The following is a 13601-nucleotide window of genomic DNA, read 5'->3' on the forward strand; positions in this document are numbered from 1 at the left end:
CTGTGAGTTGACACTCGACGAACACACAACCCTGGCCGGACGCTTCGTCCGGTCCAGGGTTGTTTTCGGTCCGCATGAGACCAATCTTGCTGTGGGAAGATCACTTTCCGATCGGCACCGTGCGTACTACCAGCGCCGCGCCGAGGGTGGAGCCGGAATCGTCGTCACCGAAGTGGCCTCGGTATTGGAGAACGACTGGCCGTACGAGCGGGCACCGCTGGCGTCGGAGTGCGGCCCGGGGTGGCAGTCGATCGCGGCCGCATGTGCTCCGTACGGAACGCTGGTTCTTGCCGGGCTCGGCCATACCGGCATGCAGGGATCGAGCGCATACTCCCAATCGGTGCTGTGGGGACCGTCAAGAGTGGCCGACCCGGTGACGCGTGAGTTGCCGATGGCAATGGGGCAGCCGGAAATCGACCAGCTGATGGCCGGCTTTCGTGAAGCGTCGGCAATGGCCATCGCTTCGGGAATGGACGGAGTGGAACTCGATGCCGGTCCTCGAAGCATTCTGCGACAGTTCCTTTCGGGTCTGACCAACACTCGGCAAGACCGATACGGCACTGATCGCGTTGCCCTTGTTCGCGAGATCATCTCGGCAGTGCGCGAGGAAGTCGGGTCGGACCACGTTGTCTCCCTGCGGTTGTCCTGCGACGAGGAAGCACCATGGGCGGGACTGACACCCGATCTCGCCGCCGGTTTTGCACGCGATCTGTCGCCACTACTCGATCTCCTTGTCGTCGTTCGTGGCGGACTCTATTCGTCAGAGGGGTACCGACCCGACTTTCACTGCCCGCCGAACTTCAACCTCGATCTGTGCCGTGAGATCAAGGCCGCGGTCTCGATTCCGGTTGTCGTGCAGGGGAGCGTCGTGGACATCGCCGACGCTCGTGCAGCGCTGGAAGTGGCCGAGTTCGTCGAGATGACCAGGGCCCAGATCGCGGACCCGGACCTGGTCGTGAAAGCCGCGCGCGGTGATCGTCCACGGCCGTGTGTGCTCTGCAATCAGACGTGCCTCGTGCGTGATCCTCGCAACCCGGTCGTGACGTGCGTGGGGAATCCGAGCGCGGGTTTCGAGACGGTGGACCCCGATGAGCGAGAGCAGATTTCGACACCGGGAGCCGTGCTGGTCGTGGGGGGTGGCCCCGCCGGGATGGAAGCCGCGCGGATCTCGGCGGTGGCGGGGCACTCGGTCACACTCGTCGAGAGTTCATCGCAGTTCGGCGGCATGATCCGAACTTTTGCGCGAGGTGACGGCCGCAGCCGGTTCACACTCCTCGCACAGTGGCTCGAGGACGAATGCCGTCGTAGCGGCGTGACGATGCGGACCGGGGCGGCGGTCGAGGCGCAGGACCTGAGTGACGCACGTAGTCGGGGCGAGCTGATTGTTTTTGCCACCGGTAGCGCTGCGCGGCCGCCGACGTATCCGGTCGACGATTCGGTTCGGTGGTTGGATGCGTCGGAAGCCTTCGAGAAGTTGACCACCGTGGGGCCGGGTCCGGTCGCGCTGATCGATCCGCTCGGTGGACCGATCGCGGTGGCGCTCGCAGAAGCACTCGCGGTCCAGGGCGTCTCCGTCTCGATTGTGACCCCGGACAGCATCGTCGGTTCGAGGCTCGGTGCGAGTGGGGATCTGGTCGGCGCCAACACGCGCATCCAGCAGGCCGGGGTCACCAGGGTGCTCGCGTCCCGTGTCATCGAAATCGCCTCAGGGGCCGTCTGCGTCGAGCACGTTCATACCGGCGAGCGGTCACAGCTCGAGTGTGAAGTGGTGATCGACTGCTCGCCCCGTCTGCCGAACGAAACGCTGAAGGAAGCGGCCGACATCCAGGTGGGTGACTCGGTTGCCCCGAGAACTGTTCTCGAATCCATCCGCGAAGGGCGCTTTGCAGGGTTTACTACTAGAACGAGTTTCAATTCTGCAGAGAGGGCTATCTCATGACACAGGGTTCAGTTCGTTCGCTCGAAGGTCGCGTTGCTTTCATCACCGGCGCAGCGCGCGGTCAAGGACGTGCGCACGCGGTCAAGATGGCGCGCGAGGGAGCAGCGATCATCGCAGTCGACGTGTGCGCGTCGGTGGCGTCGGACAATTCTTACGACGCAGCAACTTCCGAGGATTTTGCCGAGACGATACGTCTGGTCGAAGCGGAGGGTGGGAAGATCCTCGCTCGCGAGGTAGATGTCCGTGACGGCGCAGCGCTCACCGCGGTGGTCAAGGATGGTGTCGAGCAGTTCGGACGCCTCGACATCGTGGTCGCCAATGCCGGGGTCTGCAACTGGAATCGATTCTGGGAAATGTCGGACGAGCAGTGGGAAACCCTGATCGACATCAACCTGACCGGAGTCTGGAAAACCCTCAAGGCATCGGTGCCGGCGATCATCGAAGGTGGGCGCGGTGGATCGATCATCGTGGTCAGTTCGGTGGCCGGACTCAAGGCGCTGCCCGGACAGGCGCACTACGCGAGCGCCAAGTTCGGTCTCGTCGGTCTGACGCAGGCCGCGGCAAAGGAACTGGGGGAGTACAAGATCAGGGTCAACTCGATCCACCCTTACGGAGTAAATACGCCGATGGGGGTCGACCAGGGCGCGCTCGAGGTATTTGCAAAGTTTCCGCAGTACCTTCCCAACTTCACTCCGATCCTCTCGGACATCGCGTTCGCCGAACCCGACGAGATCGCCGATACCGTTCTGTGGCTCGCGGGTGACGGTTCACGCACCGTCACGGCAAGTCATATCGCTCTCGATCAGGGAAACTCCAAGGTCTGATGACGCCGTACCCGCGCCTCTTCGCGCCACTGCGCCTGGGCAACCTGACACTCCGCAATCGGGTCGTGTTCTCCGCACACCTGACCAATTACGCGGAGAACGGGTTGCCGACGGAGCAGCACGCGAGCTACTACGAGGCGCGGGCACGGGGCGGTGCGGGTCTGATCATCACCGAGGAACACTCGACGCATCCTTCGGATCGACCGTACGAGAAGATGATTGCGGGCTATCGGCCGGAAGCGATCGAGGGATACCGGCGGATCACCGACGCCGTTCATGCACATGGTTCGTCGATTCTCGCGCAGATCAACCACAATGGGGGTCAGGGCGCTGGAACCTATTCGCGATCGCCGCTGTTGGCGCCGAGCGCCGTTGCGGATCCGTTGTTCCGCGAGGTGCCCAAAGCTGTCGACGACGCGGACATCGCCGAGATTCTCGCAGGGTTCGCCCTTGTTACGCGCAACTGCGTCGCCGGTGGCTTCGACGGGGTGGAATTGCAGGCGTCGCAGTCGTCCGTCGTGCGCGCGTTTCTGGCACCCTCGACCAACCTGCGCACCGATCGCTACGGCGGGGGCGTGGCGAATCGTGCTCGTTTCCTTCTCGAAGTGCTCGGGGTCCTGCGTAAGGCCATCGGCCCGGATCGTGTGCTCGGTGTGCGCCTGAGTGGATACGAAGGAACGCGGGGTGGCATCGAACTGTCCGACGCGGTAACCACCGCCCAACTGATCGACGCTGACGGTCACGTCGACTACATCAACACCACCGTCGGAATGGCCACGGAAACACTGCATCTGGTCGAAGCATCGATGGCTGTACCCACGGGCTACGCCAACTTCGTCCCGTCTGCGATCAGGGAGGTCGTCGATCTTCCAGTCGTCGGAGTCGGCCGTTTCAAGACGCCGGAGCAAGCCGAAGCTGCACTCGAGGACGGTGTATGCGATCTGGTGGGCGTAGTTCGCGGGCAGATCGCCGATCCGGATTTTGTGAACAAGGCGCGTGCTGGTCAATCGTCAGAGGTGCGAACCTGCCTGTCCTGCAACCAGGAATGCGTCGGGCGGATGGGTCTGGGGCGTTGGTTGGGGTGCACCGAAAATCCGCGCGCCGGTCGGGAAGCGGTCCCGCTGCCGATGCCGCGGCGACGGGGCCGCACGGTGGTGGTAGTTGGCGGCGGCCCGGCCGGCCTGCAAGCTGCGGCCACCGCGGCCCAGCGAGGTCATGTGGTGACGCTGTTCGAGCGTGAACGAAGACTTGGCGGACAGATTCTTACCGCCTCGGTGGTATCGGTTCGCCGTGAGCTCGCCGACCTCGTGCGAAATCTCGAATCGGAGTGTCGCCGAAGCGGTGTGACGATCGAGCTGGGTGTTGGAGCTGACCTTGCGATTGTGGAGGAACGGGCGCCCGACGTGGTCGTGATCGCAACCGGCGCGCGGCCCGTGCGCCCAACGTGGGCGGGTGGATCAGAGCGTGTCGTAAGTGTTCGAGACGTTCTCGACGGCAGGGTTCTGCCGAGCGGAACGGTGCTCGTATACGACGAGTTGGGATTCCATCAAGGTACGTCGGTGGCTGAATTCCTGGCTGATCGAGGTTGCGCTGTCACGATCGCGACCAACGGCATGGTGGTTGCCCAAGATCTGAGCGTCACCCTGGATTTCGAGGGGTGGAACCGCCGGGCGTTCGAGAAGTCGATCGTGCAACGGACGGATCTGATGGTGACTTCGGTGAGCACTACAGCCTCGCCGCTGGTGAGCTTGGTTCACCTTCCGACGGGTGTGGTCGAGAAAGTCGCGGTCGACTGGGTGGTCTTCGCGACACAGCAGGAACCTGTCGACGAGTTGTGGAACTCCTTGCGGGGAAGTTCTTTCGAGATATTTCGCATCGGTGACGCCTTGTCTCCGAGACGTTCGCACGCAGCGGTCATCGAGGGGCATCGGGCTGCGTTGGCGATATAAGTCGTCCGTTTTGTCTCTGGTTCTCGAAAGTATGTTCGATTAAACTTTCGGCATGGACAGTCGGGAAGCGTGGCAACTGGATGGCGAGGGCCTCAAGAGTGAGGTTCTCGATCTGGTGCACGCCCGGCACGAGTTGCAATCGCGGATGGTGTTGCTGATCGTGGAAATGTTTTCCCGTGAGGTTCTCGGGGGGAAGGGTTTTCGGGCGATCGCGCAGTGGTTGCACGGTTCGACGAATCTGGAGATCGGTGAGTGCAGTCTGCTGGTCGGGTTGGCGCGGTTGTTGATGCTCGAACCCGTTGTGGGCGATGCGTTTCACCGTGGTGACGTGGATGCGTTGAAAGCCCGTCAGGTGGCGTCGTTTTGTCAGCATCCACCGAAGAACATGACCCTGGCGGATGTGGACAAGGCTCGCGGGATTCTGTTGGGGTTGGCGTCGAAGAACATTGCGGACTGTGATGCGGTGCGGGCGGCGATTCGGCGGATCGAGAAGCAGTACGGCAAGCGTGGGGACGGTGTTCCGGTCGGCGAGGATTCGGAGCGGAACGAGTTCTACGCCTCGAAAGGCCTGTACGGCAGAGTAACTGTGAAGGGCGACTTGGATGCTGTGAACGGGGCGCGTCTGATCACCTTGTTGTCGAGTCTGTCCGCTCCGACGCCGGAGAAGGACGGCGTGAAGGACACGCGTACTCCGGCATTACGGCGTGCGGACGGGTTTTGCGAGTTGTTGCGCCGGTACGAGCGGGCGGGGTTGGGTCCGATCGAGGGCGGGGTGAAACCGCACATCACGGTCACCGCCAGCGCGAAAGACATGACGGACCTTAAAGTTCTGAAAGACCTCCTGCTGTCCACGGAGGAACTCGGGTTTGCGTGGACGGATTGGGTGGGTCCGATCAGTATCGACACTGCCCGGATGTTGGCGTGCGACTGCACCGTGACGCGGATCTTGTTGGATGAGAATGGTGTTCCGCTCGAGTGCGGTAAGGAAGCGAGAACAGCAACGGTGCCGCAGCGGCGGGCATTGGCGGTTCGGGATGGTGGGTGCGCGTTTCCGGGGTGCGGGACGCCGTCGGGGTGGTGCGATGCTCACCATATTGTTCACTGGGGTGATGGTGGCCCAACAGATCTCGACAATCTGATCTTGTTGTGCGGTCATCACCATCGGACGATGCACCACACCGAGTGGCGGGTGGAGATCGGCCCGGATCGGAAGACGGTGTTCTACCCACCGATGTCGATCGATCCGTATCAGCAGCCGATCGGCGGGAACAGTCCACCGACAGCGGCGTGACCGCGACAACCGAAATCTGATACACCGGGGCACAACCATGCCCCGGTGTATCCGCATGCTGTGTTGCGGTGGGAGGGGCCGGCACCAATACGATCGGGGGATGAGTTCTCCGCGTGACCTTGCTGCCATCCCGAGTCCTGCGCTCGAAGGCACTGCGCTCACCGTCGTGGTCCCGGTCGGTTCTTTCGAACAACACGGACCGCACCTGCCTCTAGATACCGACACGCGGATCGCGAGAGCAGTCGCACAGGCTCTGCCCGACGTTGTCGTGGCCCCGGCCATCGAATACGGGGCGAGCGGCGAACACGAAGGGTTTGCCGGCACGATTTCGATCGGTGCCGAGGCTATGGAAACTCTCGTCGTCGAATACGGAAGGTCGGCGTTCAGATGGGCGAAGCGGGTGCTGTTCGTCAACGGCCACGGCGGAAATGGTCCCGCGCTGGCCAAAGCTGTGGCACTTCTTCGATACGAGGGACGTGACGCCGCTTGGGTGCCGTGCGCTGTTGCGGGTGCCGATGCGCACGCGGGACACACTGAAACGAGCCTATTGCTGCACCTTTCGCCCGATTTGGTGCACATGAGCCTTGCTGAGACAGGAAATTTGTCTCCTATCGCGGACCTGATGCCAGGAATGCGTTCGGGCGGTATGGTCGCTGTGTCGCAAAACGGCGTTCTCGGCAATCCAGTCGGGGCTACCGCCGAAGACGGCGCATACATCTTCGGTGAGTTGGTAGGACGCGTGACGGATGGACTGGCCCGGTGGGAGCCTGGTCCAGATGGGAGGCTTCGGTGACGACCACGACCGAGTGGGGGCGGACGGTCCACCTGCGACGGCTTTCGAGGCTGCGACGAGTTGCAGCACGACGGGCTACGTCCCTTACGATCATCTGATGCGACCAGCAAGACTCCCCGACGGCTTCGGCATTCGGTTGGACCCCAAGGTGCGCACGTACTCGGGCGGCCGGGTGCTCATCGGCGGCTCTCCGACACGGATGCTCAAGCTGGCTCCGACGGCTGCGGCGATGATCGGTGACGGCTTCCTCGAGGTGGTCGACCAGCAGAGCGCTGCGGTTGCTCGTCACCTTCTCGATTCAGGCGTCGCGAATCCTCGTCCGATGTCGACACCGTCTGCGGCAGATGTCACCGTCGTGATTCCGGTCAAGGACAACCAGGCCGGCGTCGAACGCCTACTGCCCGTCCTCAAGGATCTGACTGTCATCGTTGTCGACGACGGTTCGGAAGTGCCGGTGGAGCCCCGTCGCGCCTGCCCGGGCACCGGAACCATCACAGTGGTGCGGCACGAGAGCGCCCGCGGACCCTCGGCAGCGAGAAACTCGGGATTGCGTTCGGCCCAAACACGTTTCGTAGCTTTCCTCGACTCCGACGTCATACCGCGTGCCGGTTGGCTCGAGTTGATGTTGGGCCACTTCAGCGATCCAGGGGTTGCCCTTGTTGCGCCCCGCATCGTCGCCCTCGATCCGTACGGGACGGCGCTGGCGCGGTACGAGAACATGCGATCGTCTCTCGACCTCGGACGCAAAGAAGCTGCGGTGAAGTCGGGAAGTCCGGTCGCCTATGTCCCCAGCGCGGCCGTGATCGTCCGGCGCGACGTGGCACTCGAATGCAACGGTTTCGACGAGAGTCTCGAAGTGGCCGAGGACGTCGATTTCTGCTGGCGACTGCAGGCTGCGGGTTGGCGATTGAGGTACGAACCGGTTGCGCATGTCGCCCACGATCATCGAGTTCAGTTCGACAAGTGGTTCGCCAGGAGAGCGTTCTACGGCACGGGCGCGGCGCCGTTGGCTGCAAGACACGAGGGTTCGGTTCCGCCGATGGCGATGTCGTTCTCGACGCTCTTCGCGTGCATCGCCGCCGCAACACTGACCCGTTCCGGTCTTGCGAGTGCGCTGGGCGCTCTGCTCTTCACGGTGTATCGCCTGCGAAAGATGTTCAACGGGCTGAGTCAGCCCACCCGGATCGCAGCGATCCTCACTGCGCAGGGGTTTGTCGGAGGATTCTGGCAACTCGCCTCGGCGATGTGTCGTCACTACTGGCCGGTGACTCTTCTGGCGGTGATCGCCTCCCGTCGAATTCGGCGACTGGCCGTCGCTGCGGCAGTCACCGAAGGTTTGGTGGACTGGTATCGCCACCGTGAGCCAGGCGGGCTGGGTCCGGTTCGGTACGTCTTCTTCAAACGAGCAGATGACATCGCGTATGGAGCCGGACTCTGGCGGGGCGCGTTCGACGCCCGTGACTGGGCGGCGCTGAAACCTCGAATCACCAAGTGACAGAAGCCGACTACGCAGATTTCCTGGTTGTCGGTGGTGGCACGTGTGGCTGCGTCGTCGCAGCCAGGCTCAGTGAAGATCCATCCGCCACGGTGATGCTCCTCGAATCGGGAAGCGGATATCGTTCGGCGCTCGAACTTCCGGACGTCCTGGGTGATCCGTACCGACTGCCGGTCGGACCTGCGAGCGAATACACGTGGACGTATCCGGTCGAACTGACACCGCGTCGGGCGTCCACGATTGCGCGCGGGCGGACACTCGGTGGGTCCGGGGCCGTCAACGGTGCATACTTCACGCGCGCGACCCGCGTAGATTTCGAGAACTGGCCGAGTGCTTGGCGATACGACGACGTCTTGCCGTACTTCAAGAAGTCTGAGACGGATCGTGATTTCGAGGGCGAGTTCCACGGGACCGCCGGTCCGATCCCGGTCGAGCGTCGAGCGTGGGACCAACTGCATCCACTGAGCGGTGAGTTTCATGCGGCAGCGCTCGGAGCAGGTTTTCCCGACGACGTCGACAAGAATGCGCCGGACTCGTTCGGCGTCGGCCGAGTGCCACTGAACGTGGCGGATCATCGTCGGATCAGTACTGCGATCGGGTATCTGATGCCGGCGTTGCACCGCCCGAATTTGCGGGTGGAATCCGGAGTGAACGTCATTCGCATCGTATTCTCGGGAACCCGTGCGATCGGCGTCGACGTTCTCGACGACGGCAACGTCCGACGCATTCGTGCCGACCACGTGATCGTGTGTTCGGGTGCGGTGGCGACGCCGCACATTCTCTTGAATTCCGGTGTTGGTCCGGCGGAACAACTTGCAGAGCAAGGAGTTTCCGTCATTCTCGATCGACATGGCGTCGGCCAGAACTTCGTCGACCATCCGGAAGTGCTGCTGCCGTACCATTTTTCGACGCCTCGCACGATTCGCTCGCAGACACCGGTGCTGGAGACTGCACTCAATCTCGCCGAGCTTGAAATCCGCCCGTACACCGCATCTTTCACAGACTTGGTTCCCGGTGTGCCTCGCATGGATCACGGCGTCGGGGTGGTCCTCATGGCGCCGCGCAGTCGTGGGAGCATCGAACTGGCATCGGGGGATCCCGCTGGGGCACCGCGTATTCGATACAACTACGTCGCGTCGACGCACGATCGAGCAGCCATTCGGGAAGGAATGCAGATCGCCGAGAACCTTCTCGAGTCGATCGCCGAGACCGGGTTGATCGATCGCCCCGTCGTGGAGTACACCGACGAGTGGATCGAATCTCGCCTCGGTACGTCCTTGCACATGTCCGGTAGCTGCGTGATGGGTGCCGAATCGGACCTGTTCGCAGTCGTCGATGATCGGTGCCGTGTGATCGGCGCGCAAGGACTCAGTATTGTTGACACGTCAATCCTGCCGACGATCCCGACCCGCGGCCCACACGCGACCGCGGTGATGGTCGCGGAACGAGCAAGCGCCATCCTGCTCGGTGACGAGTGACCGCGAGGGGCAGCAGGCTAGGTCGACAGTCATACCGAATGGTCGTTCTCGCCTATGGGCTGTGATCGGCGTTACAGTGGTCCACGGAGCGGAGGAACGCAAAATATGGCACGTGAACAGGCTGTGTCCGGCAACCCGTGGGTGGCGGTCAGGCCAGGCGATGACGTCGCGTTACTCGCGCGGCGACTTTCGTCTGCCCATCAGTCGTTCATCGATGCCCGCGGCGTGCCCGGCCAAGGGCTGACCGACGACTCCCATGTCCGTTCGGTCGTGCTCGAGTCCTGGATGCGGAGCCGCAACAAGGGAGTAAATCCTGACGTTGTCGGCAATCCTGAGATGCTCGAGGGGTTGGAACTCGAAAAATATCGGTCCGCGCATCCCATGTCACTGATCCGTCCGGTGATTCGGAAACTCCTGGTGGAAGATGCTGCCGAGACCGGATTGCTGATCGCGATCAGCGACGCACACGGTCGACTGCTCTGGGTGGAGGGTGACAATTCGGCCAAGGACAAAGCGTTGTCCATGAACTTCGTCGAAGGCGCCGACTGGAGCGAAGATCGTGTCGGCACCAATGCGCCGGGAACGGCGCTTGCTCTCGATCACTCCGTACAGATTTTCGGATCCGAGCATTTCAACCGAACCGTGCACGACTGGAGTTGTTCGGCCGCACCCGTCCACGATCCCACCACTGGGCAAATCCTTGGTGCCATCGACATCACCGGTGGTCCCAGGGTCGCGGTTCCCGAAGTGCTGTCGCTGATCCGTGCAACTGTTGCGGCCGCCGAATCGGAATTGCGATTCCACCTCTTGAACTCGCCTATCCCGCTCAGCGCCACGGCTCCGCGCCTCGAAACATTCGGTGCCGGCCGGCCGACGCTGGTTCGCGGCGGTGACCGCATCCCGATTTCGCAGCGTCACGCCGAGATTCTCCTTCTGCTCTCCGAACATCCGGAGGGTCTGAGCTCCGACCACCTTGCGGTCCTGCTCGACGAGGGGGAGCTCGACGCAGTGACCATCCGCGCGGAAATGTCGCGGCTTCGTAAGGTTTTCGGCGCCGACCGGCTGGCTTCGCGTCCTTATCGGATCATCGCGGAGTTCACGACAGACGTCGGCGACGTGCGGGCAGCGTTGGATCGCGGAGACGCGGCGACGGCGATGAAACTGTATTCGGGCCCGGTACTGGCAGGCTCGGCCTCCCCGGGAATCGAAGAGGTGCGGGAAGAACTACGCACCAGGGTTCAGGCGGCTCTGCTGCGTGGAGGTGACGCCAACCTTCTGGCCCGGTGGACCACGTCCGTACACGGGCGCGAAGACTCCGTCGTGTGGGAGGCCTACCTGTCCACGTTGGATCCTCAATCTCCGCTGTATTCCCAGGTACAGGCAAGAATTGATCTCCTCGACCGCCAATTGGGCATCTGAGAATCATCTGCGTTTCTCGCACGCAACGTACTTGCAACGTTGCAACTCCTAGTGTTGTGAATCACACCCCACCGGGGGGTGGGATTGCAGTCACCGATTTGGTGGGTGCGCCCAGGAAGATCACGTTTACATAGGAGCTTGCAATGACCGTGTACGCCCGCCCAGGTACCGCCGACGCGATCATGTCCTTCCAGTCTCGATACGACAACTGGATCGGCAACGAATGGGTTGCTCCGGTCAAGGGTCAGTACTTCGAGAACCCGACACCGGTGACCGGACAGAATTTTTGTGATGTGGCTCGTTCCACCGCAGAAGACATCGAGCTCGCTCTCGACGCAGCGCACGCAGCAGCTCCGGCCTGGGGCAAGACCTCGGTCGCCGAGCGCGCGATCATCTTGAACAAGATCGCTGATCGTATGGAGGAGAACCTCGAATCCATCGCACTCGCCGAGTCGTGGGACAACGGCAAGCCGATCCGCGAGACCCTCAACGCCGACATTCCGCTCGCCATCGATCACTTCCGTTACTTCGCGGGAGCTATTCGCGCACAGGAAGGTTCGCTTTCGGAGATCAACTCCGACACCGTGGCGTACCACTTCCACGAGCCGCTCGGCGTAGTCGGCCAGATCATTCCGTGGAACTTCCCGATCCTCATGGCCGTGTGGAAGCTCGCACCCGCCCTTGCTGCCGGCAATGCCATCGTGCTCAAGCCTGCCGAGCAGACACCCGTCTCGATCCTGCACCTCATCGGCATCATCGGTGACCTGCTGCCTGCCGGTGTGCTCAACATCGTCAACGGCTTCGGCGTCGAGGCCGGAAAGCCGCTCGCGTCGAGCCCGCGTATCAAGAAGATCGCGTTCACCGGTGAAACCACCACAGGTCGCCTGATCATGCAGTACGCGTCGCAGAACCTCATCCCCGTGACCCTCGAACTCGGTGGCAAGAGCCCCAACATCTTCTTCTCCGACGTCCTCGCCTCCAACGACGACTACCAGGACAAGGCACTCGAGGGCTTCACGATGTTCGCCCTCAACCAGGGCGAGGTCTGCACCTGCCCGTCACGTTCGCTGATCCAGGAAGACATCTTCGACGAGTTCCTCGCGATGGCCGCCATTCGCACCAAGGCTGTGCGCCAAGGGGATCCGCTCGACACCGACACCATGATCGGTGCCCAGGCCAGCAACGATCAGCTCGAGAAGATCCTCTCGTACATCGAGATCGGCAAGGCGGAAGGCGCCAAGGTCATCACCGGTGGTGAGCGGGCCGAACTCGGCGGAGACCTGTCTGGCGGCTACTACGTCCAGCCGACGGTGTTCACCGGCAACAACAAGATGCGCATCTTCCAGGAAGAGATCTTCGGACCCGTCGTCTCGGTCACCTCGTTCAAGGACTACGACGAGGCCATCGAAATCGCCAACGACACGCTCTACGGTTTGGGCGCCGGTGTCTGGTCCCGCGACGGCGGAGTCGCGTACCGCGCAGGCCGCGACATCCAGGCCGGTCGCGTCTGGACCAACACGTACCACCAGTACCCGGCACACGCCGCTTTCGGTGGATACAAGCAGTCCGGCATCGGCCGCGAGAACCACCTGATGATGCTCTCGCACTACCAGCAGACCAAGAACCTCCTGGTCAGCTACGCCCAGAAGGCTCAGGGCTTCTTCTGATCGACCCACCGGCACCCGTGAGCCCCTCGCTGCGGGTGCCGGTGCGAGGGACTGCAACACGCGAAACCTGCACAAACACACGGAGGTTGGAATGAGCGCCACGGACACACCCGATACCGGCGCCGTTCCACCCCGGTTGGTGACCACCGCTGGGGCGGCTGACCTGCTACGCCGCCTCAGCGGGACTCACGGCGAACTGATGATGCATCAATCCGGCGGATGCTGCGACGGCTCGGCCCCGATGTGTTATCCCTCAGGCGAATTCATCGTCGGGGACCGTGACGTACTACTCGGAATCGTCGATCTCCGACTTGCGGTCGGAGAGATTCCCGAAGACCTTCCCACCGGAACCGACGCTGTACAGGTCTGGATTTCCGGATCACAGTTCGAAGCCTGGAAGCACACCCAGTTGGTGCTGGACGTCGTGCCCGGCCGCGGCAGCGGATTCAGCCTGGAGTCTCCTGAAGGATTCAGATTCCTCAGTCGAGCAAGGGCATTCACACCGGACGAAAACGAAGCACTCGGCGCGTCGAGCATTCTCGTAGGCGCTGATTGGGAAGCGGGCGTGCGTCCATCGCCCCCGACAGTTCCCCAGGTCGTCGCCGAGGCCGTCGATGCCTGCCCGGTGCCAGGCGCGGCCGCCCGATCGTGAGAACGGCCGCCTGAAGAAGATCTGAACAGACTCGGGGCCGCTCACATGACAGCCAGTTAACAGCACGGTCATCTCCAGGCGACCTTCTCCGTAC

General features: G+C 62.6%; 10 protein-coding genes. All 10 read left to right on the plus strand.

All coding sequences use genetic code 11. The features are described 5' to 3' along the window. The first annotated feature begins 7 nt into the window (after positions 1 to 7). The 10 genes from ACKAMS_RS02210 (at position 8) to ACKAMS_RS02255 (ending at position 13507) form a co-directional block, all read left to right on the plus strand. Positions 8 to 1939, plus strand: a complete 1932-nt coding sequence (locus tag ACKAMS_RS02210; protein ID WP_408988534.1) for a mycofactocin system FadH/OYE family oxidoreductase 1 — start codon at positions 8 to 10, stop codon at positions 1937 to 1939. Further along, on the plus strand, positions 1936 to 2763 hold the full coding sequence (locus tag ACKAMS_RS02215) for a mycofactocin-coupled SDR family oxidoreductase (protein WP_003941966.1): 828 nt from the start codon (positions 1936 to 1938) through the stop codon (positions 2761 to 2763). The genes ACKAMS_RS02210 and ACKAMS_RS02215 overlap by 4 nt, the downstream gene beginning before the upstream one ends. Beyond that, a complete protein-coding gene (locus ACKAMS_RS02220; protein WP_408988535.1) occupies positions 2763 to 4712 on the plus strand; it encodes a mycofactocin system FadH/OYE family oxidoreductase 2 in 1950 nt (649 codons plus the stop codon). The genes ACKAMS_RS02215 and ACKAMS_RS02220 overlap by 1 nt, the downstream gene beginning before the upstream one ends. 52 nt (positions 4713 to 4764) lie before the next feature. Continuing rightward, positions 4765 to 6003, plus strand: a complete 1239-nt coding sequence (locus tag ACKAMS_RS02225) for a DUF222 domain-containing protein (protein WP_408988536.1) — start codon at positions 4765 to 4767, stop codon at positions 6001 to 6003. 100 nt (positions 6004 to 6103) lie between these two features. Continuing rightward, complete coding sequence (gene mftE / locus ACKAMS_RS02230; protein WP_020969005.1) at positions 6104 to 6796, plus strand: mycofactocin biosynthesis peptidyl-dipeptidase MftE; 693 nt, start codon at positions 6104 to 6106, stop codon at positions 6794 to 6796. A gap of 97 nt (positions 6797 to 6893) precedes the next feature. After that, positions 6894 to 8291 (plus strand): mycofactocin biosynthesis glycosyltransferase MftF, encoded by a 1398-nt coding sequence (gene mftF / locus ACKAMS_RS02235; protein ID WP_020906864.1) that lies wholly within the window; start codon positions 6894 to 6896, stop codon positions 8289 to 8291. Beyond that, positions 8288 to 9769, plus strand: a complete 1482-nt coding sequence (mftG, locus tag ACKAMS_RS02240; protein WP_020969007.1) for a mycofactocin system GMC family oxidoreductase MftG — start codon at positions 8288 to 8290, stop codon at positions 9767 to 9769. The genes mftF and mftG overlap by 4 nt, the downstream gene beginning before the upstream one ends. Positions 9770 to 9874: 105 nt before the next feature. After that, a complete protein-coding gene (locus ACKAMS_RS02245; protein ID WP_020969008.1) occupies positions 9875 to 11188 on the plus strand; it encodes a helix-turn-helix domain-containing protein in 1314 nt (437 codons plus the stop codon). Between the two features lie 143 nt (positions 11189 to 11331). Next, positions 11332 to 12855, plus strand: coding sequence for an aldehyde dehydrogenase (gene adh / locus ACKAMS_RS02250; RefSeq protein WP_007730158.1), 1524 nt, complete (start codon positions 11332 to 11334; stop codon positions 12853 to 12855). Between the two features lie 91 nt (positions 12856 to 12946). Next, positions 12947 to 13507 (plus strand): DUF779 domain-containing protein, encoded by a 561-nt coding sequence (locus ACKAMS_RS02255; RefSeq protein WP_019744244.1) that lies wholly within the window; start codon positions 12947 to 12949, stop codon positions 13505 to 13507. Positions 13508 to 13601 lie beyond the last annotated feature (94 nt).

Origin of the sequence: Rhodococcus sp. 5A-K4 (assembly GCF_046097995.1) — a bacterium.
Classification (GTDB): Bacteria; Actinomycetota; Actinomycetes; order Mycobacteriales; family Mycobacteriaceae; genus Rhodococcus_F; species Rhodococcus_F erythropolis.